This is a genomic window from Campylobacter concisus, from assembly GCF_003048905.1.
Classification (GTDB): domain Bacteria; phylum Campylobacterota; class Campylobacteria; order Campylobacterales; family Campylobacteraceae; genus Campylobacter_A; species Campylobacter_A concisus_V.
In genome coordinates this window covers 1,134,978-1,161,167 of record NZ_PIRO01000001.1, presented here as the reverse complement: position 1 = coordinate 1,161,167, position 26,190 = coordinate 1,134,978, and the positions used below count along the sequence as shown (strand labels likewise).

The 26,190-nt window shown below is 36.9% G+C and carries 34 protein-coding genes; 8 read left to right on the top strand and 26 right to left on the bottom strand.

The annotated features are described in order from the left end of the window. Positions 1–10: 10 nt before the first annotated feature. The 17 genes from rplF to rpsJ form a co-directional block, all read right to left on the bottom strand. On the bottom strand, positions 11–547 hold the full coding sequence (rplF, locus tag CVS95_RS05875; RefSeq protein ID WP_021091127.1) for a 50S ribosomal protein L6: 537 nt from the start codon (positions 545–547) through the stop codon (positions 11–13). A 197-nt stretch (positions 548–744) separates the two neighbouring features. Further along, positions 745–1,140 (bottom strand): 30S ribosomal protein S8, encoded by a 396-nt coding sequence (rpsH, locus tag CVS95_RS05870; RefSeq protein ID WP_035169968.1) that lies wholly within the window; start codon positions 1,138–1,140, stop codon positions 745–747. Positions 1,141–1,149: 9 nt separating this feature from the next. Further along, positions 1,150–1,335: a type Z 30S ribosomal protein S14 gene (locus CVS95_RS05865; RefSeq protein ID WP_002941532.1), complete on the bottom strand. Its 186-nt coding sequence runs from the start codon at positions 1,333–1,335 to the stop codon at positions 1,150–1,152. 1 nt (position 1,336) lies between these two features. Continuing rightward, the gene (gene rplE / locus CVS95_RS05860) at positions 1,337–1,882 is read right to left on the bottom strand and encodes a 50S ribosomal protein L5 (protein WP_002941643.1); all 546 of its coding nucleotides are present in this window, start codon (positions 1,880–1,882) and stop codon (positions 1,337–1,339) included. Positions 1,883–1,887: 5 nt separating this feature from the next. After that, the gene (gene rplX, locus CVS95_RS05855) at positions 1,888–2,124 is read right to left on the bottom strand and encodes a 50S ribosomal protein L24 (protein ID WP_107695880.1); all 237 of its coding nucleotides are present in this window, start codon (positions 2,122–2,124) and stop codon (positions 1,888–1,890) included. Beyond that, positions 2,124–2,492: a 50S ribosomal protein L14 gene (rplN, locus tag CVS95_RS05850; protein WP_021091075.1), complete on the bottom strand. Its 369-nt coding sequence runs from the start codon at positions 2,490–2,492 to the stop codon at positions 2,124–2,126. Before rplN ends, rplX begins: the two co-directional genes overlap by 1 nt. Further along, entirely contained in the window at positions 2,492–2,743 is a 252-nt protein-coding gene (rpsQ, locus tag CVS95_RS05845) for a 30S ribosomal protein S17 (protein WP_021091107.1), read from the bottom strand. The genes rplN and rpsQ overlap by 1 nt, the downstream gene beginning before the upstream one ends. Before the next feature lies 1 nt (position 2,744). Continuing rightward, positions 2,745–2,939 (bottom strand): 50S ribosomal protein L29, encoded by a 195-nt coding sequence (gene rpmC, locus CVS95_RS05840; RefSeq protein ID WP_087578020.1) that lies wholly within the window; start codon positions 2,937–2,939, stop codon positions 2,745–2,747. Next, the gene (gene rplP / locus CVS95_RS05835; RefSeq protein ID WP_021091116.1) at positions 2,926–3,351 is read right to left on the bottom strand and encodes a 50S ribosomal protein L16; all 426 of its coding nucleotides are present in this window, start codon (positions 3,349–3,351) and stop codon (positions 2,926–2,928) included. The genes rpmC and rplP overlap by 14 nt, the downstream gene beginning before the upstream one ends. A 2-nt stretch (positions 3,352–3,353) precedes the next feature. Next, positions 3,354–4,052 (bottom strand): 30S ribosomal protein S3, encoded by a 699-nt coding sequence (gene rpsC, locus CVS95_RS05830; protein ID WP_002941650.1) that lies wholly within the window; start codon positions 4,050–4,052, stop codon positions 3,354–3,356. Position 4,053: 1 nt separating this feature from the next. After that, positions 4,054–4,386, bottom strand: coding sequence for a 50S ribosomal protein L22 (gene rplV / locus CVS95_RS05825; protein ID WP_002941544.1), 333 nt, complete (start codon positions 4,384–4,386; stop codon positions 4,054–4,056). Between the two features lie 11 nt (positions 4,387–4,397). Then, positions 4,398–4,679 (bottom strand): 30S ribosomal protein S19, encoded by a 282-nt coding sequence (gene rpsS / locus CVS95_RS05820; RefSeq protein ID WP_002941639.1) that lies wholly within the window; start codon positions 4,677–4,679, stop codon positions 4,398–4,400. 2 nt (positions 4,680–4,681) lie between these two features. Beyond that, positions 4,682–5,515, bottom strand: coding sequence for a 50S ribosomal protein L2 (gene rplB, locus CVS95_RS05815; RefSeq protein ID WP_021091121.1), 834 nt, complete (start codon positions 5,513–5,515; stop codon positions 4,682–4,684). A gap of 1 nt (position 5,516) precedes the next feature. Continuing rightward, a complete protein-coding gene (locus tag CVS95_RS05810) occupies positions 5,517–5,798 on the bottom strand; it encodes a 50S ribosomal protein L23 (RefSeq protein WP_002941535.1) in 282 nt (93 codons plus the stop codon). Position 5,799: 1 nt separating this feature from the next. Beyond that, entirely contained in the window at positions 5,800–6,414 is a 615-nt protein-coding gene (gene rplD / locus CVS95_RS05805; RefSeq protein WP_012140561.1) for a 50S ribosomal protein L4, read from the bottom strand. Next, positions 6,411–6,989, bottom strand: a complete 579-nt coding sequence (gene rplC / locus CVS95_RS05800; RefSeq protein WP_002941563.1) for a 50S ribosomal protein L3 — start codon at positions 6,987–6,989, stop codon at positions 6,411–6,413. The genes rplD and rplC overlap by 4 nt, the downstream gene beginning before the upstream one ends. Positions 6,990–7,009: 20 nt before the next feature. Then, a complete protein-coding gene (gene rpsJ / locus CVS95_RS05795; protein WP_009295257.1) occupies positions 7,010–7,318 on the bottom strand; it encodes a 30S ribosomal protein S10 in 309 nt (102 codons plus the stop codon). A 257-nt stretch (positions 7,319–7,575) separates the two neighbouring features. On the opposite strand from rpsJ, the gene CVS95_RS05790 reads away from it, so the two are divergent. From CVS95_RS05790 to CVS95_RS05775, 4 genes are all read left to right on the top strand, one after another. After that, on the top strand, positions 7,576–10,530 hold the full coding sequence (locus CVS95_RS05790; protein WP_107695879.1) for an Eco57I restriction-modification methylase domain-containing protein: 2,955 nt from the start codon (positions 7,576–7,578) through the stop codon (positions 10,528–10,530). A 44-nt stretch (positions 10,531–10,574) separates the two neighbouring features. Beyond that, complete coding sequence (locus CVS95_RS05785) at positions 10,575–11,669, top strand: ATP-binding protein (protein WP_107695878.1); 1,095 nt, start codon at positions 10,575–10,577, stop codon at positions 11,667–11,669. Positions 11,670–11,747: 78 nt separating this feature from the next. Then, on the top strand, positions 11,748–12,602 hold the full coding sequence (locus CVS95_RS05780) for an S-adenosylmethionine tRNA ribosyltransferase (protein WP_107695877.1): 855 nt from the start codon (positions 11,748–11,750) through the stop codon (positions 12,600–12,602). Beyond that, complete coding sequence (locus tag CVS95_RS05775) at positions 12,602–13,153, top strand: ribonuclease HII (RefSeq protein ID WP_107695876.1); 552 nt, start codon at positions 12,602–12,604, stop codon at positions 13,151–13,153. Before CVS95_RS05780 ends, CVS95_RS05775 begins: the two co-directional genes overlap by 1 nt. A gap of 45 nt (positions 13,154–13,198) precedes the next feature. On the opposite strand, the gene tpx is transcribed toward CVS95_RS05775, so the two are convergent. From tpx to CVS95_RS05760, 3 genes are all read right to left on the bottom strand, one after another. Further along, positions 13,199–13,723, bottom strand: a complete 525-nt coding sequence (gene tpx / locus CVS95_RS05770) for a thiol peroxidase (RefSeq protein WP_107695875.1) — start codon at positions 13,721–13,723, stop codon at positions 13,199–13,201. 14 nt (positions 13,724–13,737) lie between these two features. Next, the gene (locus tag CVS95_RS05765) at positions 13,738–14,880 is read right to left on the bottom strand and encodes a trans-sulfuration enzyme family protein (RefSeq protein WP_107695874.1); all 1,143 of its coding nucleotides are present in this window, start codon (positions 14,878–14,880) and stop codon (positions 13,738–13,740) included. 216 nt (positions 14,881–15,096) lie between these two features. Further along, positions 15,097–15,552, bottom strand: coding sequence for a DIP1984 family protein (locus CVS95_RS05760; protein ID WP_107695873.1), 456 nt, complete (start codon positions 15,550–15,552; stop codon positions 15,097–15,099). 99 nt (positions 15,553–15,651) lie between these two features. On the opposite strand from CVS95_RS05760, the gene CVS95_RS05755 reads away from it, so the two are divergent. Continuing rightward, positions 15,652–16,818 carry a MalY/PatB family protein gene (locus CVS95_RS05755; RefSeq protein ID WP_107695872.1) on the top strand — a complete coding sequence of 389 codons (1,167 nt, stop codon included), beginning with the start codon at positions 15,652–15,654 and terminating at the stop codon, positions 16,816–16,818. 500 nt (positions 16,819–17,318) lie between these two features. On the opposite strand, the gene sodB is transcribed toward CVS95_RS05755, so the two are convergent. Next, positions 17,319–17,936 (bottom strand): superoxide dismutase [Fe], encoded by a 618-nt coding sequence (sodB, locus tag CVS95_RS05750; protein ID WP_103576421.1) that lies wholly within the window; start codon positions 17,934–17,936, stop codon positions 17,319–17,321. Positions 17,937–18,378: 442 nt separating this feature from the next. On the opposite strand from sodB, the gene CVS95_RS05745 reads away from it, so the two are divergent. From CVS95_RS05745 to CVS95_RS05735, 3 genes are read left to right on the top strand one after another with little or no spacing between them, the layout of a single operon-like run. Next, positions 18,379–19,371, top strand: coding sequence for a DctP family TRAP transporter solute-binding subunit (locus tag CVS95_RS05745; RefSeq protein WP_087577416.1), 993 nt, complete (start codon positions 18,379–18,381; stop codon positions 19,369–19,371). After that, positions 19,371–19,913 carry a TRAP transporter small permease gene (locus CVS95_RS05740; RefSeq protein ID WP_087586675.1) on the top strand — a complete coding sequence of 181 codons (543 nt, stop codon included), beginning with the start codon at positions 19,371–19,373 and terminating at the stop codon, positions 19,911–19,913. Before CVS95_RS05745 ends, CVS95_RS05740 begins: the two co-directional genes overlap by 1 nt. 11 nt (positions 19,914–19,924) lie before the next feature. Beyond that, a complete protein-coding gene (locus CVS95_RS05735) occupies positions 19,925–21,208 on the top strand; it encodes a TRAP transporter large permease (protein WP_107695871.1) in 1,284 nt (427 codons plus the stop codon). Between the two features lie 25 nt (positions 21,209–21,233). Here the strand turns inward: CVS95_RS05735 and CVS95_RS05730 are convergent, their stop codons facing one another. From CVS95_RS05730 to CVS95_RS05715, 5 genes are all read right to left on the bottom strand, one after another. Beyond that, positions 21,234–22,196 (bottom strand): GGDEF domain-containing protein, encoded by a 963-nt coding sequence (locus CVS95_RS05730; protein WP_320205221.1) that lies wholly within the window; start codon positions 22,194–22,196, stop codon positions 21,234–21,236. 82 nt (positions 22,197–22,278) lie between these two features. Then, entirely contained in the window at positions 22,279–23,358 is a 1,080-nt protein-coding gene (locus tag CVS95_RS05725) for a GGDEF domain-containing protein (RefSeq protein ID WP_234400020.1), read from the bottom strand. Between the two features lie 46 nt (positions 23,359–23,404). Then, complete coding sequence (locus CVS95_RS09640; RefSeq protein WP_180997316.1) at positions 23,405–23,563, bottom strand: hypothetical protein; 159 nt, start codon at positions 23,561–23,563, stop codon at positions 23,405–23,407. A gap of 10 nt (positions 23,564–23,573) precedes the next feature. Next, positions 23,574–25,418: a mechanosensitive ion channel family protein gene (locus tag CVS95_RS05720; protein WP_107695869.1), complete on the bottom strand. Its 1,845-nt coding sequence runs from the start codon at positions 25,416–25,418 to the stop codon at positions 23,574–23,576. After that, positions 25,411–26,055, bottom strand: coding sequence for a carbonic anhydrase (locus CVS95_RS05715; RefSeq protein WP_072595207.1), 645 nt, complete (start codon positions 26,053–26,055; stop codon positions 25,411–25,413). Before CVS95_RS05715 ends, CVS95_RS05720 begins: the two co-directional genes overlap by 8 nt. Positions 26,056–26,190: the final 135 nt, after the last annotated feature.

Genomic DNA, 26,190 nt, shown 5'->3' with positions numbered 1-26,190 from the left:
TTACCGCTCCTTACTTCTTAGATGTCTTGCCCGCTTTGCGGATAATACGTTCTTCTAGATATTTAACACCCTTACCTTTATATGGCTCAGGTGGTCTAAATCCTCTAACTTGAGCAGCCACTTGTCCTACTACTTGTTTGTCATCGCCTTTGATAGTAATAACGTTTTTCTCAACACTAGCTTCAACGCCTGCTGGTAGCTCATAGTTGATAAGGTGTGAAAAACCAAGAGAAAGCTCTAAAATTTTACCTTTTGCAGCTGCTTTGTAACCAACGCCGTTGATCTCAAGCTGGCGAGTGAATCCCGCAGTGATACCAGTTACGATATTATTAGCAAGTGCTCTATATGTTCCCCAGTAAGCTCTGCTTTGGCGATCTTCGCCTTTTGGAGCAAAAACTATATGACCATTTTCTATCTTGACATCAACGTGACCTTTTGTGTCAAGCTCTTTTATATGATTGCCCTTTTTAAATTTTAGGACATTATTTTCAACGCTAACGTCTACACCACTTGGGATAGCGATAGGCTGTTTTCCAATACGTGACATTTTTTTCCTTTACTTGTCTAGGGTGTTCCTACATTTACGAATAAACACCACAATGCCGTAAATTTTATCGTCAGATTTGACGAAACCTTCATTTGAATTTCTAGATTTAGCTTTGGCGAAATATAAAATTTCACCTAGCTAAAAAGAAATTTTAACCTTAAGTTATAAGGTCAAAATAGCGTTTTTAACGCAGTTTATTACCAAACGGTGCAAAGAACCTCGCCGCCAACGCCAGCTTTACTTGCCTCAATACCGCTCATAACGCCTTTGCTTGTGCTAACGATAACTGTTCCGTAACCATTTTTAAAACGCTTAATGTCGTCTTTACCTTGATAAACACGGCGACCAGGTTTTGAAACCCTTTTAAGCTCGTTTATAACGCTTCTGCCGTACTCATCATACTTTAAAACCACATTTATAAATTTTTTATTGCCTTCTTCGATAACGTTGTAGCTCTCGATATAGCCTTTTGCTGCAAGGATAGAAAGAGTAGCCTCAACAACCTTAGAATGAAGCAATTTAGCAGTCTCAAGTCTTCTCATACTTGCATTTCTAATGCGTGTTAATCCATCTGATATTAAATCGTTCAACATTTCTCTTCCTTACCAACTTGCTTTTTTAAGACCAGGTATTAGGCCTTCGTTAGCCATTTTTCTTAGGCAAACACGGCAAATTCCAAAATCTTTATAAACAGAGTGCGGACGACCGCAAATTTGGCATCTAGTATAGCCACGAACCGCAAATTTTGGCTTGCGCGCAGCTTTTGCTATCATTGATTTCTTTGCCATTTTACTTTCCTTTTGCAAACGGCACACCAAATAGCTCTAGCAATTTGAATGCCTCTTTATCGTTTTTAGCCGTAGTAGCAATCGTAATATTCATACCATGAGTTCGTAAAATTTTATCATACTCAACCTCTGGAAACATTAGCTGCTCGCTAAGACCAAAGTTATAGTTTCCACGTCCATCAAAGCCATTTTTTGGAAGACCACGGAAGTCTTTAACCCTTGGAAGAGCAACACTGATTAGCTTATCTAAGAAAGCATACATTTGCTCTTTTCTCAAAGTTACTTTGATACCAACAGGGAAACCTTCGCGAACTTTAAAGCCAGCAACTGATTTTTTAGCATCAGTGATAACCGCTTTTTGTCCAGCGATAAGTGAAATGGTATCAGCCATATTTTGAAGCACTTTCTGATCTTTCGCAGAGTCTCCAGCGCCTACACTGATCACGATCTTCTCGAGCGCAGGGATAAGCATTGGATTTTTGATGTCAAATTCTTTTACGAGAGCTGGCTTGATAGTTTCGTTAAATTTATCTTTTAATCTACTCATATCTCTTATCCTTCAACTTTCGCGACGTTTGATATGTCAATTGGCATCTCTTTATTTACGTGACCACCATTTGGAGTTTTTTCGCTTGGTTTAATAGCTTTTTTAGCTACTTTGCATCCCTCAACTATAACCTGACTTTTTTTTGCAAGAACTGCTAAAATCTTACCAGTTTTACCTTTATCGTCACCAGCGATGATCTTAACGGTATCGCCTTTTTTGACTTTAAATTTTACATTAGCCATTATAAAACCTCCGGAGCTAGCGAAACAATTTTCATAAAGTTAGCATATCTAACTTCACGTCCAACTGGTCCAAAAATACGAGTGCCGACTGGCTCTTTTTTGCTATCAAGTATAACAGCTGCGTTCTCATCAAAGCGGATTAGCGAACCATTATCTCTTTGAACCTCTTTTTTAGTTCTTACAACAACAGCTTTTACAACCTGTCCTTTTTTGATCTTGCCATTTGGAAGAGCTTTTTTAACAGAGCAAACTATGATATCACCAAGTGTAGCGTATCTTCTTTTGCTACCGCCAAGAACTTTTATACACATTAACTCTTTTGCACCACTATTATCAGCAACTGCAAGTCTTGTAAAACTTTGAATCATTACTCAACTCCCTTTGCCAATACAGCTTTTAAGCGAAAATTCTTGCGAGCTGAAAGTGGTCTGCACTCGATCGCAACAACTGTATCACCTGCTCTTGTCTCATTTTTCTCATCGTGAACTAAATACTTTTTAAAGCGTTTTACAAATTTATGGTATCTTGGGTGCATAACGCGTCTTTCTACCAAAATAGTAGCTGTTTTATCTCCAGCTTTTTGTAAAACAACACCTTGAATTTCTCTTTTTAATGCCATTTTACGCCCCTTGTCTTGTTGCACTAATTGCAGTGTTGATCTGAGCTATCTCTTTGCGAATAGCACTAATCTCATTAGGGTTGCTTAACTGCATAGTTTTTAGCTTTTGTCTTAAAGTAAATAAAAGCACCTTTTTCTCTTTTAGCAACGCGTTTAATTCTGCAACGCTCTTATCTTTTAACTCAGTATATTTCATTTTCACTCTCTCGCGTTACAAATTTTGATTTGAAAGGAAGTTTGTGTAGAGCCAAAGTTAGAGCTTCACGAGCTAACTCTTCGCTAACACCAGCCATTTCAAATATTATACGACCAGGTTTGATATTCATAACCCACTCTTCAACTCCAGCCTTACCTTTACCCATACGAGTTTGTAGAGGTTTTTTAGTAAGTGGCTTATCAGGGAAAACCCTAATCCAAATTTTAGCCTGTCTTTTTACGTGACGAGTTAGAGCTTGACGAGCAGCTTCTATTTGGCGAGAATTTATTCTACCAGCTTCAACAGCCTTAAGTGCAAATTCACCAGTTGCTAAAGATGCTCCACGAGTCGCATAACCACGGTTGCGACCTTTCATTTGCTTACGAAATTTCGTTCTTTTAGGCATCAACATAATTATTTACCTCTTCTTGCTCTACGTGTTTTCTTAGGTGCCTCTTCTTCAGTTTTCTCAGGTTGAACACCTTTTTGAAGAACCTCACCTTTAAAAATCCATACTTTAATACCTATGTTTCCATAAGTCGTATGAGCCTCAGCTACACCGTAATCAATCTTTGCTCTAAGAGTATGAAGCGGAACGCGACCTTCTAGATACCACTCGGTTCTTGCCATCTCAGCACCACCTAAACGACCAGCAACTGAAATTTTTATACCTTTAGCACCTGATTTTTGAGCACCTTGGATAACTTTTTTCATAGCACGTCTAAATGCGACACGCTTTTCAAGTTGCATAGCTACATTTTCAGCAGCAAGTTGAGCTGAAGCTTGAGCTTTTCTTTCTTCTTTGATATTTACATTTACTTCTTTGCCGATAAGTTTGCTAACTTCATTCTTTAGGTTTTCAACATCCTGACCTTTTTTGCCGATGATGATACCAGGACGAGCTGCAACTACGGTTACACGAAGTTTTTTAGCCGTTCTTTCGATAAGAATTTGGCTAATTCCTGCATAGTAAAGTTTTTTCTTTAAAAATGCACGAATTTTATAATCTTCACCGATATTTTCAGGAAGACTTTGTTTGGTTGGAAACCATCTAGATTCCCAGTTGCGGTTAATTCCTAGTCTAAGACCTATTGGATTTACTTTTTGTCCCATATTATGCTTCCTTCTTTTCAGGTTTAGATACTTCTACCATTACATGAGAAGTAGGTTTGCGAATTTTGCTCGCTGTTCCTCTTGCTCTTGGTCTAAATCTCTTTAATACAGGACCAGCGTCAACGCGGCAACTAGTTACTACAACCTCTTCTGGCTCAAATCCGCCATTTGCTACTGCTGAGCTAATAGCGTTTGCTATAAATTTAGCACCACGATTTGGCATAAATTGCAAGCTTGCAAGTGCTAGCTCGGCATTCATGCCTTGAACTTCTCTTGCTATAAGTCTTGCTTTTGTAGGAGAAAGTCTTACGAATTTTATAATTGCTCTACTCATATCATTTCCCCTTACTTGCCGATTTTCTTTTGCACTGAGCCTTTGTGACCCTTAAATGTGCGTGTTGGAGCAAATTCGCCAAGTTTATAGCCTATATGATTTTCTGTAACATATACAGGAATAAAGCTCTTGCCATTATGAACGTTAAATGTTAGTCCAATCATTTCAGGTACAATCGTGCTACGTCTTGACCAAGTCTTGATTGGTTTGTTATCGTTTGCATTTTTTGCGGCAATAACTTTTTTCATTACATGATCATCTACGAAAGGACCTTTTTTGAGTGATCTTGCCATCTCTATTTTCCTTTCCTTCTTGAAATTATAAGCTTATCGCTAGCTTTTTTACGGCGAGTCTTAGCACCTTTAGTTGGTTTACCCCATGGAGTAACTGGGTGACGGCCTGAATTTTTCTTACCTTCACCACCACCGTGTGGGTGATCAACTGGGTTCATAGCAGAACCACGTGTTTGTGGGCGGATACCGCGGTGGCGATTACGTCCGGCCTTACCGATAGTGATGTTAGCCCAGTCTTCGTTGCCAACTACACCGATACTTGCCATACACTCAGCTAGTACTTGTCTCATCTCGCCACTTGGCATTCTTAAGATAACATACTTCTCTTCTTTACCCATTAGCTGAGCATAACCGCCAGCTGAACGAGCTATCTGAGCGCCTTTACCAGGTTTTAGCTCTACGTTATGAACGATAGTACCAACTGGGATAAATCTTAGTTTCATAGCGTTGCCTGGTTTAATATCTAGTGAGCCCTCATCGATAGATGCGATAACGTCGCCAACATTTAGGCCATTTGGTCTAATGATATAGCGCTTTTCACCATCTTTGTAAGCTATAAGAGCGATACGGCAGTTTCTGTTTGGATCGTATTCGATCGCTTCAACTTTACCTTCTATACCAAATTTACGACGTTTGAAGTCGATGATACGATAAAGTTTTTTTGCACCTGCCTCTTTATGTCTTGAAGTTATACGGCCATTGTTGTTTCTACCGCCAGATGCAGGTATTTTAACAAGCAAGCTTCTAACGCTTGGTTTAGCTGTTATATCTTCAGAGCTTAGTCCAGTCATATATCTACGACTAGGTGTATATGGTTTATATGATTTTATAGCCATCTTACGCCTCCGTATTTTCTAGGCTTACGCCTTCAGGTAACTTAACGTAGAATTTCTTTATCTCGTCACGTTGGCCTGCTCTTCCTCTAAAACGCTTAACCTTGCCGCTAATTCTAAGTGAATTTACGCGAACAGGCGTTACTCCAAAATACTCTTGTAAAACCGCTTTTAAGCTGTTTTTTGTAACTCTTGGTGAAGTTTGGATAACAACAACGCCTTGTTCTTGAAGGCCTAGAGTTTTTTCTGTATAAATAATTGTTTTGATATCAGTTATATCCGCCATTTTAGCCCTCTTTTGTTATAGTTTTTAGTGCAGCTTTTTCAATGATAACCGAACTAAATGTAGAGACAAGATAAGCATTTACCTCATTTGCATCTACTACATAGCAGTTTGCTAAATTTCTAAAAGCAAGTAGTGTTTTATCGTCTAGTAGATCTTTAACGATAAGTGCGTCTTTTACTTTTAAATTTTTGATGATATTAGCTGCATCTTTTGTCTTTCCAGACTCGATTGAGATGCTATCTACTGCAAAAATTTTACCATCTTGTGCTTTTACTGCCAAAGCGTACTCAAGAGCTAGTCTTTTTTGTTTTTTATTGACTTTTTGAAAATAGTTTTTCTCGTTTGTTGGACCAAATGCAACTGCACCGCCTACCCAAACGTTAGTTCTAGTTGAACCCGCTCTTGCACCACCACGTCCTTTTTGTCTCCATGGTTTTTTACCACCACCGCTTACAAAAGCACGGCTTTTAGTATGAGCCGAATTTGCTCTTATACCAGCAAGGTAAGATTTTACATAAAGATATAGGTTGTGCGGATTTACTTCAGCGTAGCTTGCAGGAAGCTCTAACTCGCCTGAATTTTCAAATTTATCGTTTAATACGTGAATTTTACTCATTTTACAATCCTTATTTTACCCATTGCACCATTGTGACCAGGAACGCAACCTTTTACAACTACGATGCCATTTTGAGCGTCAAAGCTTATTAGCTCGTTTTTAACAGTAACTTTCTCATTACCCATGTGTCCTGCCATTTTCATACCTGGTTGAACACGACCTGGCCATTCGCAGTTACCAATTGAACCGTGGCGTCTGTGGAAACGTGAGCCGTGGCTTTTTGGACCACCGCCAAAACCATGTCTTTTTACCACACCTTGGTAGCCTCTACCTTTTGAGTTAAAGCTAACTTTTAAAATTTTAGCCTCGTTTAATGGTGTAAAGTCTAGGTTTCCAACTTCGCTATTAGCTACTTCAAGCGTAGCAAATTTGTTAAATTCTGCAGTCAGATTGTATTTCTTTTGCTGACCAGCGATAGCTTTGTTGTTTGCTTTAGTGTGGGCATACGCTACGATAGCACGTTTGTTTTCGTCGATCTCACATACTTTAGCCTCAACTAGCTTAAGTAGTGTAACTGGCGTACTCTTCGTGGCAATCGTTCTACTCATGCCTATTTTTTCTACAATATATTCCATACTCTTATCCTTTTGTCCGCTTATTTCATCGCACGAACTTCGACATTAACTTCTGGAGCTAGGTCGAGTTTTGTTAGGCTATCTACAGTTTCTGGAGTAGCAGCTACGATGTCAAGCATACGAGCGTGTATTCTCATCTCAAACTGCTCACGTGAGTCTTTGTTGATGTGTGGAGATTTTAAGACTGTATAGCGTTTGATCTTTGTAGGCATTGGTACCGGGCCACGAACGTCGGCACCTGTTCGTTTGACAGCTTCTACGATTGCTGCAACAGTGCGGTCTAGAACTCTATGGTCGTAAGCTTTTAGCTTTAACCTGATTCTTTCCATGTGTTTTCCTTTAAAAAGAACTTGTCGCAAACTCGCGACCTCTTTACATCAAAATAACCCGCATAGGATCAAGCGATCGTACGAGCAAAGACGCTTGTCTTTTCGTAAAGAGAACGCGATTTTACAAAAAAGCTATTATAGTTGTCAAGAAAAACGTTATTTTTTGATGAATTTTGATTAATTATTTCCTTTTAATAAGGAAGATATAAAATTTAAAAAGATAAGATTCCAAGAAATTAAAATTTTAAAGAGAAAAGATGCCGATCTTTAATACAAAATTCTTATTAACTCAAGAACAAGACGAGGAGAAGCTTAAAAAGCGTTATGTAAATTTACAAACATATCAGACAAAAGCTAGCGACATTAAGAGCTTCAAAGAAGAGAAATTTCAAACGCAGTTTCTAAAAGATATCTTTGAAAACTGCCTTGGCTACACTTTGGACACTACTAATCCTACAAATTTCAATCTTGAACGTGAGAAAAAGAACGAAACTGACGGCAAAAAAGCAGACGGGGCGATACTGATAAATGGCGAAGTTAGATGCGTGATCGAGCTAAAAGATCAGACCACACAGCATCTTGATAAAACTCCGTCCAACCGCGAGCTTAGCCCGGTAGATCAAGCCTTTCGCTATTTTATCTCGCATGAAAATGCCAAATATGTCGTTGTTTCAAATTTTAATGAACTGCGCTTTTACATCGGCAATAAAACAACATTTGAAAAATTTGACCTTCTTACGGCAAGCTTTGACGAGTTTAAAAGACTTCATTTACTGCTTAGCTTTGAGAGCATTAGCACGGATCTGCCGCTAAAGCTAAAAGAGAAATTTGCCACTCACGAGCGTGAAATTTCAAACAAATTTTATAAAGACTTTAGCGCATTTAGACTCACTCTTTTTAAAAATATTTGCAAAAACAATACTAGCATTGATAAAAATAGGCTTTTAAGCCTAACTCAAAAACTATGCGACAGGTTTGTTTTCATACTATTTGCAGAAGACCGCGGACTACTAAGGCTTCGCACGATAGCCGAGATAAAAGATAAATTTCAAAACCAAGTTACTGAGCTAAGCTTTTATGACTTTTACAAAATTTACTTTAAAGCCATTGATGAAGGTAGTGAACGTCTTGATATCAAACGCTATAATGGCGGTCTTTTTGCCACAGATACTGAGCTTGATGCGCTAAAGATAGACGATAGCGTGCTTGAAGCGCAGTTTTTAAGTGACTATGACTTTTTAAGCGACATCGGTGTAAATATCCTAGGACATATCTTTGAAAGCTCACTAAACGACCTTGAAGAGCTAAATGCGCAAATAAATGGTAATGAATTTGATGCCAAACAGAGTAAACGTAAAAAAGATGGCATATTTTATACGCCAGAGTTTATAACAGAATTTATAGTTGAAAATTCGCTTGGTGCGCTTTGTAAAGCTAAAAAAGATGAGCTAGGGCTTGATCTAAATGAGCTATTAGCACCAAAAAATCCCAAAAAATTAACCAAAGCAGAAAGTGAGATCAAAGACAAAATTTATGCTTACCGCGAATGGCTCTTATCCCTTAAGATACTTGATCCAGCTTGTGGCTCTGGTGCGTTTTTAAACCAAGCTTTAGAATTTCTCATTAGCGAGCATGGCGCATTAGACACTTACCGCAAAGTATATGAGGGCGAGGGCTTGGGACTTTACGATATAGAAAGCACGATTTTAGAAAATAACCTTTACGGCGTAGATATAAATGCCGATGCGGTCGAGATCGCCAGACTATCTCTTTGGCTCCGCACAGCTGCAAAAGGACGAGTTTTGACAGATCTTAGTAAAAATTTAGTAGCTGCAAACTCGCTTTTAGAATTTCCTTTTGACTTTAAATTTGATGTCGTTATCGGCAATCCTCCCTATGTTAGACAAGAGGCGATAAAAGAGCAAAAGCCAGCTCTACAAAAATATAAAGTTTATAGCGGCACGGCTGATTTGTTTGTATATTTTTATGAGCTTGGCATTACACATCTAAAAGAAAATGGGCTTTTAGGCTTTATTTGTTCAAATAAATTTTTCCGCGCCAGCTATGGTGAAAATTTACGTAAATTTATATTAGAAAATACGCAAATAACACATATTATTGATTTTGCTGGGGTTAAAGTTTTTGAAGACGCGAGCGTAGATAGCGCGATTACTATTTTTAAAAAAATAAGAGCCGGTGAAAATTCAAAATTTAATTTCCTAGCTTCAAGCACCACAAATTTAAAAACGCAAAAATTTATCCAAATACCACAATCCACGCTAAACGAAACAAATTTCACTTTCCTAGATAGCAGCAAATTTGAGCTAAAAAGCAAGATCGAAAAAGTCGCAAAGCCATTAAAAGATTGGGGTGTAAATATTAATTATGGTGTTAAAACTGGGCTAAACGAAGCTTTCATTATCGATAGCGACACTCGTGATAAAGTTTTAAGCACTTGCATTGGGGACGAAAGAGAACAGATGCAAAAGCTCATTAGACCGATCTTAAGGGGTCGAGATATAAAGCGTTATGACTATGAGTGGGCTGGGCTGTGGCTCATAAACATCCATAATGGATATGGCACCGAGCCTCGCATCAATATAGATAATTTTCCTAAGCTAAAACTATATCTTGATAAATTTGAGCCGAAACTTTCCAATCGTTCTGATAAAGGAGCCACTCCTTATAATCTGCGAAACTGCGCATATCTGGATGAATTCGAAAAAGAGAAAATTTTATGTGCCAGAATTGTGCAAAGCCCAAAATTTGCTTACGATACAAATAATAATATTCCAGACAATACTGCATATTGTATAACTGGCGAAAATTTAAAATTTTTATTAGCTTTTTTAAATTCAACAGGTGTTTATAAAATTTTCAACTTTTTTTATGCCGGAGGTGGACTTGAAGGCGAAATAAAAATAAATCGCTTAGAAATTTTGCCTATCCCACAAATCACGCCACAAAATGAAAATTTATCAAACGAGATAATAAATTTGGTCGATGAAATTTTAAAGGCCAATGGAAAAATCAAGCTTTACGAGAAGCACATGTCTGCTTTAAATCTTGATGAAAAGCTAGAAGCCAAAGAAAATATCGACGCGCTAAACGACAAAATCAAGGCAAGTGACGAAAAAATAGACAAACTTGTTTTTGAGCTTTATGAACTAACGAGCGACGAGATCGCACTTATAACGGGGGGGGGGTTCTGAAGGTATAGCAAAAATTTACATATACATCTTACAAAGGGGAGAAAATGAACCAATTAGAGCTTTATTACAATCAGCCGCTTAAATCAAGTAAATTTATCCCCAGAAAATACGAAATCATCTCGCCAAAGACGCTTATAATAGGCGCCATTTCAAGTGGCAAAACAGCCCTTGTTTATGAGTTTTTGAGCCATTATAAAAGCGAGGAGAGACTTTATGTAAATTTAGACGATCTAAGGATAGATAGAGCCTTGCTTTTAGCAAATTTAAAAGATTTTTTAGAAAAAAATACTCAGATAAAGGTTCTTGCGGTTGAAAATTTACAAGCCACTGATCTTATAAATTTAAGCTTTTTAAAGGGCGCAACACTTGAAAATATCATCCTTACAAGCAAGGAATTTTCACTCACGATTGACGGCTTTGCTCGCATAAATTTAAACTATCTCGACTACGAGGAATTTATACTATTTTTTAAGAAAAATTTGGACCAAGACCTGCTTTTTAGCTACTTTTTGGCTCACGGCAACGAGATAGCAAGTGCTTTTTTAGACTCTAGCGAGGTTATAGCGCACTTGCAGCAGCTCTTAAGAGCAAATTTAAGCGAGCAAAGCATTGCGATTTTAAAAGAATGTGCTCAAAAATGCCACGATGTGCTTAGCACTTTTGGTATCTACAAAAACCTAAAAGAGCAGATGAAAATTTCAAAAGATAGTGTCTATAACACAGTAGCCAGCCTTAATGAAAATGGCTTTATAGAATTAGTACCAAATTTAGATGAGAGCAGCACGAGCAAAAAGCTCTACTTTACAAATTTTGCACTTCGTAACGCTTTATACCTAAAAAAGGATTTTTTAGCTGTCTTTGCAAATGTCGTTTTTTGCGAGTTGCTTAAATTTAAAGATGAATTTTACTACACAAAAGAGATTGATTTCTTCCTTAATAAAAGGAAGATTGCGATCATCTGTGTACCGTTTTCTGCACCAGAGATCATCTTTTTGAAATTTAAAAAACTCCACGCAAGCTTAAAAGAGCTGGGTGTAAGTAAGCTTCAAATAATTAGCGTCGCAAACCAAGCTGAGCTTAGCTTTGAGGGCATAAAATGCGAAATTTTGCCATTTTCTAGGTGGAGTCTAGGTTTATAAATTTAAACCTTTATTTGATTATTGTTTTAAAAGCTTAAAGTAAAGAAGTTATAATCAAAAAAACTATAAAGGACGGACATGAGAGCATTTATTGGGATTTTTATACTTATAGTAGGCCTATTTGGCTATGAGATAAATCACGAAAACTGGGCAAAATTTTATAAATTTATTGGTGAGGCAAATGGTATAAAATTTGAAGTTTATATGAACTATTTTAAAGATGAATTTGAAAATTTTAAGCAAAGTAAGAGCTTTAAAGTACCGGCCAAGATAAGCGGACATATCTTTTTTGATGGTACAAAATACGACTACGAAAAAGGTAATCTTGAGCAAAATAGCAGTGAAATTTCATCGCTAAATGCTGTATCTGATAAGATAAATTTAGACGTTAAAAATGAAAATGGAGAGTTAAAGGGCAAAATAATCGTTAAAAACAAAGCCTATAATGCAACTATCAAAAAAGAAAAAGAGTATGAAATGCTAAATATTGGCATCCAAATGACTGAAGCAAATGGCACGAGATACGAAGCTATCATCAACGACATATTTACCAAAGAATCGGCTAAAAAAAATAAAAATAAATTACTCTCGACACTTTATGACCTAAAAAGTGAGCGTAAAAAATGGCCAAATAACCAATTTGAGAGCCTAGATAACATCTACTATATAAATGACAAAATAAAAAGCATCTGCACCTATAAAAATAACAAAACTAGCTGCGATGTCGTCTTGCTTAAAACCAACAAAAGGCTAAAGTTAAAGCAGATTTTTAAAGATATGAACAACCCTCATCTAAAAGCAATCCTCGCAACAGCAGGTGTTAGCGAAAATTTTGTACTTTCGCCACTTGGGCTTACCTTTTTAAATGAGGAGCAAATTAGCGTGCCGCTTGATGAGCTAAGACCTTACTTTAGCGATGAAATCGGGCTTTAATGGCAAAAATTTGTGGCATAGATGAGGCTGGACGTGGGGCTTTAGCTGGGCCTTTAAGCGTAGCGGCCTGCGTGCTTAATAAAGAAATTTCAGGTCTAAACGACTCCAAAAAACTAACCGCAAAAAAGCGTGAGGAGCTTTTTAAAGAGATCATAAAAAGCTCAAATTTTCTCATCATCTACTTCTCGAATGCGCAAATAGACGAACTTGGGCTAAGCGAGTGCTTAAGACGAGCGCTCAAAATTTTTAAGGCGCATTTTAAGGACTTTGAGATCATTTATGATGGAAATTTAGACTATGGCGTTGGTATCACAACGATGATAAAAGCTGACAGCAAAGTCGCTGGGGTAAGCGCTGCTAGCATATTAGCAAAAGTTAGTCGTGACAGTTTGATGAAAGGCTGGGATAAAATTTACTCAAAGTATGGCTTTGCTGGGCACAAAGGATACGGCACAAAGGCTCACCTAGATGCCATTGCCAAGTTTGGCTATTCAAGCCTTCATAGAAAAAGCTTTGTAGTAAAATCTTTTGAAAAATCTCTATTTGACTAAGATTAATTATCTAAGCATCAAATAGATGCTTAGATAACACCTTTTTTAATGGCAGCCACAACCGCAACTACCGCTACTTTTAATAGCATCAAATACAGCATCGTAGTTTGGCTCTTCTGTCACTTCAGGGACGATTTGTTTGTGAATTATTACGCCATCATTGATGACAAATACCGCTCTTGCAAGTAGTCCTTTTAGTGGGCCATCGTTCATTAAAACGCCATAGTTTTTAGCAAATTCTCCGTATCTAAAGTCGCTTCCAACATGTAAATTTGCTATGCCTTCAGTCGTGCAAAATCTCCCCATCGCAAATGGCAAATCATTTGAGATGATGCTAAGTTTTACACCATGTTTGCCAGCTACTTTTTCGTTAAATTTACGAGCCTCTGCTGCGCAAACTCCAGTATCAAGTGATGGTAAGCAAACAAGTACTTCTACGCCATTATTTCCGCCTACGCTAAACTCGCTAAGATCTTGCGCTACGACTTTTGCTTCAGGCGCATAAGAGCCTACAAATAGCTCATTTCCACTTAAATTTACCTCACTACCTTTAAATTTTGTAGTTGCCATATCTATCTCCTTTATTATTTTTTTGCTTTTTTAAATGCTTGATCAAGATCTGCTATTAGATCATCAGCGTTTTCGATACCGATTGCTAAACGAAGCAAGTTTTGTTTTATGCCAATCTTATCTAGCACCTCTTTTGGATATGCCTCATGCGTCATCGTTGCAGGCCTGCAGATAAGGCTTTCTACTCCACCAAGGCTTACCGCTAGATCAAAAATTTCTAGCGATTTTACAAATTTATTTACATCGTATTTTTCATTGAGCTCAAAAGAGATAAGAGCGCCGATGTCGCTTGCTTGAGCCGCTTGCATCTTTGCCTCTTGCTCGCTATATGAGCCGGCAAAATGCACCACGCTAACGGCGTCATTATTCTCTAAAAATTTGATGATTTTATGTGTATTTTGCGTTTGTCTGTCAAACCTAACGCTAAGCGTTTTAAGACCACGTATTAGGTAGTATGCGTCCATCGGGCTTATGATGCCACCAAGCGTGTTTTTAGCAAATTTTATCTTCTCAGCCAAAGCATCATCGTTTAGCGTAACGATACCAGCGATCACATCAGCGTGTCCACCAATATACTTTGTAGCGCTATAGACTACGATGTCAGCTCCGTGCTCAAGCACTTTTTGATAGTAAGGCGTTAAAAATGTGTTATCCACGATGACTAGAGCACCCTTTTTGTGAGCGATCTTTGAAATTCTAGCGATATCTGTCACTCTTAAGAGAGGATTTGACGGAGTTTCGATGAATATCGCTGCCACATCGTCACTTATATCATCTTCGCTCAAAAAATTTAGATCATCTATAAATTCGCTCTTTATGCCGTGGCTTTCAAAAACAGTCGTGACATATCTATAAGTGCCGCCATAAACGTTGCTATTTAGTAGGACCTTTTGTCCCGTTTTTATAAGGCTAAGTGCAGCTGCTGTCGCGGCCATGCCTGAGCCAAAACTAAAAGCGTATTTGCTGCCTTCAACTTTTGCAAAAATTTCATCAAATGCTTTTTTGGTTGGGTTGCTACCACGCGAATATGCAAATTCTTGAAAATTTTCAAGATCATCTTGCACAAATGTACTTGCTAAAAAAATAGGCGGAATGACAGCTTTATTTGGATTATTTTTAGCTTCAATGCCTTTTACGATCAAGGTATCAAGTTTCATAAATTTCCTTTTAAAATTTTATGAAATCTTACATAATAAAGATTAATCTTCCCCAAACCCACCCAAAACGTAGCTAAATCAGTAAGTGGTAGTAACATTTATTTTTAAGAATACATTTTTTAAATTGCTGGGATAAATTTAAGCTTTTGCTCTCTCCCCGCAAGCCTAATAAATTTTTCTTTTTACTCGCCTTTAGCTATATTTCCACCATAAATTTTACTCTACAAGATCAACTTGCCAGTTTGCCTCTTGCAGCTTCATATCTAGCTCTCTGATCTCTTTGGATAGCTCGTCTATTTGCTTTTGAAGCATAGCCACATCAACACTACTTAAAATTTTTATCTCGCTATTTGAGTAAAGATCGACCTTTTGGCTTGCGCTTTTGGCAAATTCCCTAAGCACGCTTGCTTTTTGGCTTAGTGTATCTTTTTTAGCGATCATTTCAGTTAGACTCACGCCTTCAAGTTTTGCACTTGAGTTTGTTAAATTTATAGCCAAGATCAGTCTAAATAGCTCATCGCTTAGCCTATCAAGCTCTTTTAAAAGAAGCTTTGGATCTTCGCTAGGTCTTTCATTTTCTTGCATTTTTGCATTATCAAGCAACCTACCTTTTAGCTGCTCTAAACGTTTTTGTGTATCGGCTCTTAAAATGAGAGCCTGAGCTAATTTCATCATTTTTCCTTTTGAAATATTAAATTGAGAGAAAATTTCAAATTATATTAGTATCTTTTGGGTTATAATTGATTTAAAATTTTATTTTAAGGAAAAGCTATGAAGTACGATTTTGATACGCTTATTAGCAGAGATGGCACCAACTCATCAAAATGGCGAATAAAAAACGATGTTTTGCCAATGTGGGTTGCTGATATGGATTTTAAGGCTGCACCTGAAATTTTAAATGCCCTACAAAAGCGTCTTGATAATGGCGTTTTTGGCTACTCATTTATCCCAAAAGAGTGGAACGAAGCGATTAAAGGCTGGTGGAAGAGGCGTCATGATGTTAGCTTTGAAAACGATTGGATGTGCTTTTGCACTGGTGTTATACCAGCGATTTCTACTGCGATTAGAAGATTTAGCAATCCAGGAGATCAAATTTTAGTTCAAGCTCCCGTCTATCACGTATTTTTTAACTGCATCAAAAATAATGGCCGTGAAATTTTATCAAATGACCTTGTCTATAAAGATGGCTCTTATGAGATTGATTTTGAAGACCTTGAGGCAAAGCTAGCGCAGCCGCTAACAACTATGATGCTTCTTTGCAATCCTCACAATCCAATAGGAAAAATTTGGGACAAAGAGACGCTTAAAAAAATAGGCGAGCTTTGCTATAAGCACGATGTTTTGGTTATCAGCGATGAGATCCACTGCGACATAACTGATCCTGGTCTAAGCTACGTGCCATTTATCAGCGTTAGCGAAGAGTGTAAAAATAACTCAATCACATGCATCTCACCAACAAAAGCTTTCAATATCGCAGGACTTCAAAGCTCAGCCATCGTCACGCCAAATGAGCAAATACGCGCCAGAATAAATGCAGCTGTAAATTATGATGAGATAGGAGAAGCAAACGCATTTGCAATAACTGCGACAATAGCGGCATTTAACGATAGTCAAACATGGCTTGATGAACTTAGGGAGTATCTCTTCGAAAATAAAAAGGTCGTTATAAATTTCATAAAAGAGCAAAATTTGCCAGTAAAACTCCTACCATCAAATGCGACTTATCTTTTATGGCTCGATTGCAGCGCTTTTTGTGAGGATTCGAGCGAATTTATGAATTTCTTGCGTGATAAAGCTGGGCTTTGGCTAAATGATGGCAATGCTTACAGGGGAGATAGATTTTTCCTCCGTATGAATATTGCAACCCAAAGAGCCAGAGTGCTTGAGGGGCTAAAACGCTTACAAAATGGTATAAATTTATACACTTCAAGAAAATAAAATTGACCAAATTTGGCTGGGTGGCTTTTGAATTTTAAGCTACTCCTGCCCAATATTAATACAGCTCGGGGCATTTTTGAAGCAGTGAATATTGCCCCAATATTTTTAAATATCAAATCAAATTGTACTGATAATTTTAAAGGTAAGATGACCTACACTAGTTTTTATTTGCTTGCTTAAATTTAAGTATATAACCTCTCTCAATCACGATATAGTAGATTAAAGCGAGCAATTTGTACCTTTTTGAAGTGATAAATTCTATACCCATGGCTTATAAAATTTAGCAGTGGTTTAAAATTTTCAACAAAGCAGAAATTTGAAGTTAAGATAGCTTATGCTGGTTTTAAATTTAAGAGAAATTGTTTGCTAAAACAAAATTTTGAGCCATTTTTGAAGTTACACTTTCTTTTAAAACAAGGTAGTTTTTGCTGATAAACTTGATGATTTTAAAAATTTAGATAAAAGTAGAAATTTAAAGGCGGGTAAGCCCCCGCCAGATATTATTTGTGAAGTTCTTTTGTGTAAAACTCAACTGAGCCTAGGCCCTCTTTTAGCGCCCACTCGTAAGCTTTGCTTACAAATTCCCAGTTTATATTCTCATAGAAAGTCTCTAGGTATTTTGGACGAGCGTTGAAGTTGTCGATGTAGTAAGCGTGCTCCCAAACATCAACGACTAGAAGCGGCACTTTGCCATCGCTCACTGGAGTTTTTGCGTTACTAGTTTGTACGATCTCTAGCTTTTTGTTGCTTGGATCAAATACAAGCCATGCCCAGCCTGAGCCAAAAAGTGTTGTAGCTGCCTTTAAAAATTCCTCTTTGAAATTTGCGAAATTTGCTTCGATCGCAGCTTTTAGCTCGCTTGACATCTCGCTTTTTTTAGCGATACAGTCCCAGTAAAAGTCGTGGTTGTAAACTTGAGCGACGTTGTTGTAAAGGCCACCTTCGCTATTTGTTAGAATTTCATAAAAAGATGCGTTAGCAAATTTTGTATCTTTTATAAGATTGTTTAAATTTGCTACGTAAGTTGCATGATGCTTGCCGTAGTGGTATTCACAGGTTTTTGCGCTAACTACTGCATTGCTATTTGCATCAAATGGAAGTTTTCTAAGTTCAAACATAATAATTCCTTAATAATAAAATTTGTTGTTTCGTATTATAGCCATAAAAAATTAATAAACAAAAATCTTTTAAATTTAGCCACAAAATATAGGTTAAATTTAAGCAAACTTAAACTTACATTTTTGGCTAGCTTTTAAACTTATAGAAAAGAAAAATTTAGAGCAAAATATCCCATACATTTGTTTAAATGGATTCAAAAATTTATTAAAAGTAAAAATAAAATAAATTTTATGTGTAAAAAAGTAACAAATGTACTTTAAAAGTTTAGTTATCGAAAAATTATAAAAATTTTTTGAAAATATAAATTAGCTTTTTGAAGTATATTTGTTACTAAAATACACATATAAAAATAAATAGCTGTGAATTTACGAAACAAAATTTCTAAATTTTTATTTTTGAAATTTATAATGCGTTTAACAAAACCATTACAAAGGATAAAAGATGAAATTCTTACAAGCTTTACTTTTCACTTGTGCCATCAGTGGCTTAGCATTTGGTGCAGACAAGGTCTATACGATCAAATTTGCTCACGTTGTCGCAGCTTCTACACCAAAGGGCAAAGCGGCTGATTTTTTCGCTAAACGTGCTGAGGAGCTAAGTGGCGGTAAACTAAAAGTTCAAGTCTTCCCATCAGCTCAGCTACTTGACGATGATAGAGTTTTTGGCGCATTAAAGCTTGGCAATGTTCAAATGGCAGCTCCAAGTTTTTCAAAATTTACGCCTATTGTGCCGCAGTTTCAGCTATTTGACCTACCTTTCATCTTTAAAGACGCAGAGCACCTTCATAAGGTCCAAGATGGCGAGGTCGGCGAGGAGCTAAAAGCCCTTGTTACAAAAAAAGGCTTTGTGGCACTTGATTATTGGGATGCTGGATTTAAACATTTTAGCTCAAGCAAAAAACCAGTTCTTGTGCCAGAAGATGCAAAAGGACAAAAATTTAGAATCCAAAGCTCAAAGGTACTTGAAGAACAAATTAAAGTAGTTGGTGGCAACCCACAAGTTCTGCCATTTTCAGAGGTTTACTCTGCACTTCAACAAGGCGTAGTTGATGCGACTGAAAATCCACTTTCAAATTTCTATAACTCAAAATTTCACGAAGTTCAAAGCTCACTTACCCTTTCAAGTCATGGATATTTAGGCTATTTAGTCGTTATGAGCGATAAATTTTGGAGCAAGCTACCAGATGATCTAAAAGCAAATGTAAAACAAGCTCTAAGCGAAGCAACAGCTTTCGAGAGAGAAGAGACAGCAAAAGAGGACGCTCACGTAATAGCTGAACTTGAAAAATACATCGCTGCTAGTAAAAAACTAGAAATTTATAAGATCGATGACGCACAAAAGGCCGAATGGCAAAAGGTTATGCAGTCAATCTATCCTAAATTTTATGATGTTATCGGTAAAGACCTCATAGAAAAGACTCTTGGGACAAAATGATGAAGAGCTTTTTTAATGTCCTTGATATAGCGATAGCCTCACTAAATAAAACTATCGCAGTAGTTGGGCTCGCAAGTGGAACATTGCTAGCCTTTGCAAACGTTATGGCTAGATATTTTTTCGATAAAAGCTGGTCATGGGCGAGTGAGCTATCAAACTATCTATTTATATGGTCGGCGTTTTTTGCCGCAGCATATGGCTTTAACAAGGGCATTCACGTGAGCGTAACTATCTTGGTGGAAAAATTTCCACCAGCGCTCGCGAAAGTATGCCTGCTCTTTTCACACATCTTAACAACTGTCTTTTTGATATTTATCGCAGTTTATTCGATTGATTATCTCAAAATTTTGCACGAGATCGAGCAGATGATAATAGACCTTGGCATACCTCAATGGGTCCCTATGTTAGTGCTTCCAATAGCCTTCGTTACAGCTAGCTACCGCTCGACTGAAAAAGCCATAAAAGTAGCTCTAACGCCTGCAGAAAATGTCGTAAGCAACGAAGCACATGAGCTAGCTCATGGTAGCGTAGTCAAAGATTAAGGAGAAAAAAGATGACAATAGCATTTTTATTTATCCTACTTTTTGCACTAATGCTAATAGGCGTACCTGTGGCTGTTTCACTGGGAACTAGCACTGTTTTAACGATGATATTTTTTACAGATATCGACATCGCTACGATCCCACAGCTAATTTTTGATGGTATCAATAAATTTTCGCTAATGGCGATCCCGATGTTTATCTTGGCTGGAAATTTACTAAGTAAAGGTGGCTCAGCAAGACGTATCATCGACTTTGCAAAGTCTATGGTCGGACACTTGCCTGGCGGCTTGCCTATGAGTGCGATATTTGCCTGCATCATCTTTGCAGCAGTCTCTGGAAGCTCACCTGCAACGGTTGTAGCTATTGGCTCAATTATGTTTGTAGCAATAAAAGAGGCTGGCTATCCAAAAGAGTACGCGGTGGGCGGCATAACTACAGCTGGCTCACTTGGAATTTTGATCCCACCTTCAGTTGTTATGATAGTTTATGGCGTAACAGCAGAGGTTAGTATAGGCAAGCTCTTTATGGCAGGCGTCATACCAGGTCTTATGCTAGGTGGCATGATGCTTGTGCAAACCTACGTTGGCGCAAAAAAGCTTGGCTTTAAAGCTACCAAGGCTGAGCCACTTAAAGTAAGAGTGCAAAAATTTGCTAAAGCATTTTGGGCGCTACTTATCGTTGTTGTGGTTATCGGCGGAATTTATGGAGGCATTTTCACTCCGACAGAGGCTGCTGCAGCGAGTGCGGTCTATGCGCTATTTATCTCGCTTTTCATATATAGAGATATAAAGATAAAAGATCTTTGGGATATCTGCCTAGACTCGGCTCTTACAACAGCTATGATATTTTTCATCATCGCAAACGCCGTTGTTTTTGCATATTTGCTAACTAGCGAGCAGATCCCTCAAGCTATCGCTTCGATGATACTTGATGCAAATATCGGTATGATAGGATTTTTGATATTTGTAAATATCCTGCTCTTTATCATGGGTCAGTTTATGGAGCCTTCAAGCGTCATCATGATCATGGTTCCACTATTGCTTCCGATTTCAACGCAACTTGGCATAGATCCGATACATTTTGGCATTATCTTAGTTGTAAATATGGAGATAGGTATGGTGACTCCGCCTGTTGGACTAAATTTATTTGTCGCAAGCGGTCTTACAAATATGAATCTAAAAGAGGTCATCATGGCATGCTTGCCGTGGACGCTTACTTTATTCTTTGGCCTTATCTTGGTTACTTATATACCACAAATTTCTCTTTGGTTGCCAAACATAATGTATGGACATTAAAATTTAGAGGCTCTTGCCTCTAAATTTATGCTTTTGGGTCGTAATCCGCACTCATAACGATATTTTTACCACTTCGCTTACCAGCATAAAGTAGATTATCAGCTTGTTTTATCATCTTTTCTAAGCTAAATTCTCCCGTACCATCATGAGCAACTACTCCAAAAGTCATAGTTGCATTGATCTTTATGTTTTCAAACTCAACTATATTTTTACTCAAAGTCTCTCTAACACGCTCTACGATACTTACAGCTGCATCTTTTTTTACACCCAAAACGACTGCTAAAAATTCTTCTCCGCCAAATCTAGCTACTCTATCTTTATCTCTAAATGTGCTTTTAAATATGCCTGATAAGCTTTTTAAAACGGCATCTCCTGCACCGTGTCCATAAGTATCGTTTATCTTTTTAAAGTTATCAATATCGCACATAACGATAGCAAAGTCCCTATTTTTATAAAGATCGTTTTGACTTAAAATTTTCTGCATCGAAGTACGATTTAAAAGTCCTGTTAATGGATCGTGATTTAAGATATTTTCAGCCATCTCTTTTTCCTCTAAGATGCTTAAAAATATAAATAAATTTGAACTTTCCAAAAGGTACGAAATAACAACCGAAAATATACAAACCATACTTAAGTTAAAAACAAAAAGTAGATCTTTAAAGCCGTCAAAATCTTTTACAGGCTGGCCATCTAAATATACATAGCAGGCTATGGATAAAATTATTTGCACTGCAACTATTATGTAGTTAAAAAATTTATATGTAAATGAAGTAAAAAATAGTATTAGAGACGACGCTAAAAACAATAACCCAAATCCATATCCCCATCCAAGTGTCAGCATACAAACTAATGCATGAAATAAAATTTCAAGCTGGACTATCAGCATTGCTATCTTGTTATTTTCAGGGCTATCGTAAATAAGCCTTAAAAGAAAAAGATAGGTTGCCACCGAAAATACATTCATAACCGCTAGAATTTCTTCTTTCATAAATAAAAAGATAAAAAAATAACAGACGTGAGTTAATAATATTGAAAATATGATAATTTTTTGAGCCGTATAGAGTGAAATTCTACGCATCCGAGCCCTTTTTTAAAATTTCTAATTCGATGCGGTCTTTACCATTTTGCTTGCCTTCGTAAAGCAGCTTATCTACTAAAGTTATGGCTTGCTCAAAATCCACCTCAATACCATTTGCACATATTAGCATGCCAAAGGTCATAGTAACTGGAGTTTTATCTGGAAGTTTTGCGTTGTTTATCTGTTTTTTAAGTCTTTTGCTCACTTCGTGGATAAATTCTATCTTTGTATCGGGTAAGATTATCAAAAATTCTTCTCCGCCCCAGCGGCAAACATAGTCTTTACCTCTAAATGATTTCTTCAAAGCACTGGCTACATCTTTTAAGACCTCATCACCGCAGTCATGCCCGTATGTATCGTTTATTTTTTTAAAATTATCAATATCGCCTAGCATTATGACTAAATTTGTATTACCGCTTCTTTCCTTGTTAGCAACTAGTTCAAATCTTAAAGTTTTTTCTATTGTTCTTCTATTTAAAAGCTGCGTTAAAAAATCATGCTTCGAGTCCTTTTCAAGCTCTTCCGTCTCTTTTCTTATTTGCTGATATCCGCTAGAAGTGATGACATCTGCAAACATTGAAAGTCTTAAAACAATAAAAAAAGCAAAAGCAATACTGCACACGACTATCGTCCCTCGTATAGCTGATGGGATCAGCAGCGCCTCATCTTTATAAATAAAATAAAGAAGTATAAGCAAGATTAATTCTAAAAATGCCATTATATAAGTAAGACTCTTTGAATCAAACGCTAGAAAGTAGTTTATAAAAATTACACCAACAAGTATTATCCAAATTCCAGTATTCCAACCCATAGTAGTAACAATAATAGTAACAAGCAATATGATATTTAAGTGAAATGCTAGAGATATTAATACTCTATATTTTATGTCAAATTTTATTCTAAGCAATATACCAGCCGCTATAAATAATAAGCACATAAAAAGTAGCGGTGTAGCTATGATCATGAAAAGCAACAAAGATAGTGCATTTGCAACTATCATAACGTCTAATATCGTTTTATAGATATCATCGATCGCTTTATAACTACTTTGATCTACAAAATCGTGTGTCAAACAAAACTCCCTGTAAATTTATTCCATTAAATTTCATTAAGTATTTCTAATAAGAGTCGTAACTATCCTCGTCCTCGTCACTATCTTCGTAGTTGTAGTCATTTTCATCGTAATTATAGTCATAACTATCGCTACTATCGTCCTCATCGTCATTAAATTCAGAGTAGTCTTCTTCTACTTCTTCATAATCAAATTCATCACTCATTGTTTTCTCCTTAAATTTTATCTTTGACGCTTTCAATATACAAGCTTTGGCTTGGGAATGCGAAATTTAGACCATTTTGCTTTAAAATATCCATAATCTTTAGCATTACATCTTGTTTGACATCTAAAAATTCTCCCCAAACGATAGTCTTTGCAAAACAATAAACTAAAATATTTATCGAGCTATCTGCAAAATCATCAACCACGACAAATAAATTTGACTTATATCCAGCGTAGTCATCAACTGAAACTATGTTTTGTCTATATTTTAGACCTCTTTTATTAGCCGCGATATCTTCGCTTTTAGCGATATCTGGGTGATTTATCAGCATATTTTTGATGTCATTTACACATTTTTTGATCTCTTCTGTAGTTGGTCCATACTCGATGCCAATAACCATTCTTATACGTCTGCCAACCTTTCTTCTGCTCCAGTTTCTAACAGGATCGCTTGCTAGCTTTGAGTTTGGCACGAAGATAAGGGCGTTATCAAAGCTTCTAACAGTTGTTTTTCTAAATCCTATCTCAACGACTGTGCCTTCGATGTCGCCACAAACTATCCAGTCGCCTTGTGAAAATGAGTTGTCAAAGAGCATCATAACAGAGGCAAAGAAGTTTGCGATGATGTCTTTAGCAGCGAAGGCAACGGCAAGACCACCGATACCAAGTGAGGCGATGAGTGCTGAGATATCAAAGCCAAGCTTTTGAAGGATCAGTAAAAGTGTGATGATTAGCACGATCACGTAGATGACTTTTAGTGCTAGGTTTATCACCTCTTTACGCTTGCTTTTTTGCGCGATCTTGTCGATTATAGCGATGCCGTAGCCATTTAGTATGGTTAGGACAAGCCACGAAAATGCGACTATATAGACGATCGAAAAGATATTTGCTACCGTTAGAGGCACTGGCACTGGGTAAAATCCAACGCCGATACAGATATTTAGCGCATAGATGATAAGAAGTGCTGAGATCGGCTTTTTCACGATATCAACGATTTGATTTTTAGCCTCTTTTACCCCTTCGCCTGAAGCGACGAGTGACATTAGCCAGTAGGTTAGTTTGGCTAAAATTCTAGTTAGCGAGACGAAAAATAAAAATATCGCAACGATAACAACGATCTTGCCGATGTTAAATTTACTTGAATTTATGGCTGTTGTTTTGTTTATGTACTCGACTGCATCGACTAAATTTAGCTCAGATAAGAGCATGCTTGAGCTTAGAAGATCAGCGTTATTTTTAAGATAGGTTAAAATTTCTTCTTCGCTCTCTTTTTTTAGCTCAAGGTCTAAAAACGCGTTATCGTAAGAGCCTGAAGTGTCATTTAACGAGTCTTTTAGATCTTTTATACTCACATAAGAATTTGTCTGTAAATTTAAAAGCCCATTATCTATCACTTCTTTTATAGAATTTGACTTTGCGCCCTTTTTAAAGATCTCTTCAAGGCTGACAAGCGCTGAGTAATAAGCAGAATCAACCTTCATCTTCTCAAGCTCGATGGCGCTTTGGATGTAGGCGTCTTTGTTTGACTGCTTCTCTAGTCTAGCTACCTTTTTTTCTAGCACCTCTTTTTGCAGATTAAATTTATTTATATCGCTTTGGGTTAATTCGATCTGCATGATATAGTTTGGTATCTTTTCTAAAAGATCGCTCTTTTTTTTGTGAAGGCTGGCTAAATTTGAGTTGTCAGCCTTTGAGTTATTCGTATCTTTTTGCTGTGCTTTTAAAATTTTTATCTGGCTGTTTAGGGTTTGGATTTGATTTGTTATGCTTATTATGTCTTCTTCTTGAGTTTTGTTGCTCTCAGCCGCAAAAGCAAAGGTAAAGTAAAGCAGGATAATGACTAGAAATTTACGCATTTTCGCCTCTTTTGTCCGCTAGAAGTTTAAACGTGCCTTCTTTTAAATCATAGCTAAAAATTTCGCCAGTTTCTATGATGTAGTGCCAGCCATAAATTTGAAGATTTCCTCTTTCATACTCCTCTTTTACATTTGGATAGGTCATTATATTTTCGATCGAATTTATCACATTTAATCTCTCAGTTAGCCACGCCATCTTTGCTGGGTCGTCGCTTGTAAATTTAAGTACTTCTCGTTTGATCGGCTCTATTAGCTTTATCCAATTTCTAACATTTGGCGTAGTTTTGAGCTTTTTTTCATCCATATAAAGTGCTGCACATCCACCACAGTCAGAGTGCCCGCAAATAATAATATTTTTGATATTTAAAAGCTCTAATGCATATTCGATAGCCGAAGTCGTTGCCAAAAATTCCTCGCTCACTCTATAAGGTGGCACGATGTTTGCAATATTTCGCACCATAAAAAGCTCGCCTGGAAGACAGTTTGTTATCAAATTCGGCACCACTCTTGAATCAACACAGGATATAAAAAGGGTATGTGGGTCTTGTCTATTTTGTAGACTTTTAAAGAGCTCTTCATGCTCTAAAAAGCCATCTTCCATAAATTTTACCGCACCTTCAAGTAGCGAGTCATCCATAGAAATTTATCTCCATTTTTTATATTTTTACGCGATTATAGCAACTTTTATTTAATCTAAAAAATACTTTAATATATAAATTTTTAACTAATATAATTTGTTAAAATTCTTTTTATTCATTGTTTAATTATTTTA

What these genes read in the sequence shown, in the direction of transcription:
- CVS95_RS05785 (WP_107695878.1), top strand. Translation starts at nt 10,575, where the DNA reads ATGAACCAATTAGAGCTTTATTACAATCAGCCGCTTAAATCAAGTAAA.
- CVS95_RS05765 (WP_107695874.1), bottom strand. Translation starts at nt 14,880, where the DNA reads ATGAAACTTGATACCTTGATCGTAAAAGGCATTGAAGCTAAAAATAAT.
- rplV (WP_002941544.1), bottom strand. Translation starts at nt 4,386, where the DNA reads ATGAGTAGAGCAATTATAAAATTCGTAAGACTTTCTCCTACAAAAGCA.
- rpsH (WP_035169968.1), bottom strand. Translation starts at nt 1,140, where the DNA reads ATGTTGAACGATTTAATATCAGATGGATTAACACGCATTAGAAATGCA.
- rplF (WP_021091127.1), bottom strand. Translation starts at nt 547, where the DNA reads ATGTCACGTATTGGAAAACAGCCTATCGCTATCCCAAGTGGTGTAGAC.
- rplC (WP_002941563.1), bottom strand. Translation starts at nt 6,989, where the DNA reads ATGGAATATATTGTAGAAAAAATAGGCATGAGTAGAACGATTGCCACG.
- sodB (WP_103576421.1), bottom strand. Translation starts at nt 17,936, where the DNA reads ATGTTTGAACTTAGAAAACTTCCATTTGATGCAAATAGCAATGCAGTA.
- CVS95_RS05730 (WP_320205221.1), bottom strand. Translation starts at nt 22,196, where the DNA reads ATGAAAGAAGAAATTCTAGCGGTTATGAATGTATTTTCGGTGGCAACC.
- CVS95_RS05775 (WP_107695876.1), top strand. Translation starts at nt 12,602, where the DNA reads ATGGCAAAAATTTGTGGCATAGATGAGGCTGGACGTGGGGCTTTAGCT.
- CVS95_RS05720 (WP_107695869.1), bottom strand. Translation starts at nt 25,418, where the DNA reads ATGCGTAAATTTCTAGTCATTATCCTGCTTTACTTTACCTTTGCTTTT.
- rplD (WP_012140561.1), bottom strand. Translation starts at nt 6,414, where the DNA reads ATGAGTAAAATTCACGTATTAAACGATAAATTTGAAAATTCAGGCGAG.
- rpmC (WP_087578020.1), bottom strand. Translation starts at nt 2,939, where the DNA reads ATGAAATATACTGAGTTAAAAGATAAGAGCGTTGCAGAATTAAACGCG.
- rpsQ (WP_021091107.1), bottom strand. Translation starts at nt 2,743, where the DNA reads ATGGCATTAAAAAGAGAAATTCAAGGTGTTGTTTTACAAAAAGCTGGA.
- CVS95_RS05790 (WP_107695879.1), top strand. Translation starts at nt 7,576, where the DNA reads ATGCCGATCTTTAATACAAAATTCTTATTAACTCAAGAACAAGACGAG.
- rplE (WP_002941643.1), bottom strand. Translation starts at nt 1,882, where the DNA reads ATGAGTAGATTAAAAGATAAATTTAACGAAACTATCAAGCCAGCTCTC.
- CVS95_RS05755 (WP_107695872.1), top strand. Translation starts at nt 15,652, where the DNA reads ATGAAGTACGATTTTGATACGCTTATTAGCAGAGATGGCACCAACTCA.
- rpsC (WP_002941650.1), bottom strand. Translation starts at nt 4,052, where the DNA reads ATGGGACAAAAAGTAAATCCAATAGGTCTTAGACTAGGAATTAACCGC.
- CVS95_RS05740 (WP_087586675.1), top strand. Translation starts at nt 19,371, where the DNA reads ATGAAGAGCTTTTTTAATGTCCTTGATATAGCGATAGCCTCACTAAAT.
- CVS95_RS05810 (WP_002941535.1), bottom strand. Translation starts at nt 5,798, where the DNA reads ATGGCGGATATAACTGATATCAAAACAATTATTTATACAGAAAAAACT.
- rplB (WP_021091121.1), bottom strand. Translation starts at nt 5,515, where the DNA reads ATGGCTATAAAATCATATAAACCATATACACCTAGTCGTAGATATATG.
- rpsJ (WP_009295257.1), bottom strand. Translation starts at nt 7,318, where the DNA reads ATGGAAAGAATCAGGTTAAAGCTAAAAGCTTACGACCATAGAGTTCTA.
- tpx (WP_107695875.1), bottom strand. Translation starts at nt 13,723, where the DNA reads ATGGCAACTACAAAATTTAAAGGTAGTGAGGTAAATTTAAGTGGAAAT.
- CVS95_RS05760 (WP_107695873.1), bottom strand. Translation starts at nt 15,552, where the DNA reads ATGAAATTAGCTCAGGCTCTCATTTTAAGAGCCGATACACAAAAACGT.
- CVS95_RS05780 (WP_107695877.1), top strand. Translation starts at nt 11,748, where the DNA reads ATGAGAGCATTTATTGGGATTTTTATACTTATAGTAGGCCTATTTGGC.
- CVS95_RS05865 (WP_002941532.1), bottom strand. Translation starts at nt 1,335, where the DNA reads ATGGCAAAGAAATCAATGATAGCAAAAGCTGCGCGCAAGCCAAAATTT.
- CVS95_RS05735 (WP_107695871.1), top strand. Translation starts at nt 19,925, where the DNA reads ATGACAATAGCATTTTTATTTATCCTACTTTTTGCACTAATGCTAATA.
- CVS95_RS09640 (WP_180997316.1), bottom strand. Translation starts at nt 23,563, where the DNA reads ATGAGTGATGAATTTGATTATGAAGAAGTAGAAGAAGACTACTCTGAA.
- rplP (WP_021091116.1), bottom strand. Translation starts at nt 3,351, where the DNA reads ATGTTGATGCCTAAAAGAACGAAATTTCGTAAGCAAATGAAAGGTCGC.
- CVS95_RS05715 (WP_072595207.1), bottom strand. Translation starts at nt 26,055, where the DNA reads ATGGATGACTCGCTACTTGAAGGTGCGGTAAAATTTATGGAAGATGGC.
- rplN (WP_021091075.1), bottom strand. Translation starts at nt 2,492, where the DNA reads ATGATTCAAAGTTTTACAAGACTTGCAGTTGCTGATAATAGTGGTGCA.
- CVS95_RS05745 (WP_087577416.1), top strand. Translation starts at nt 18,379, where the DNA reads ATGAAATTCTTACAAGCTTTACTTTTCACTTGTGCCATCAGTGGCTTA.
- rpsS (WP_002941639.1), bottom strand. Translation starts at nt 4,679, where the DNA reads ATGGCAAGATCACTCAAAAAAGGTCCTTTCGTAGATGATCATGTAATG.
- rplX (WP_107695880.1), bottom strand. Translation starts at nt 2,124, where the DNA reads ATGGCTAATGTAAAATTTAAAGTCAAAAAAGGCGATACCGTTAAGATC.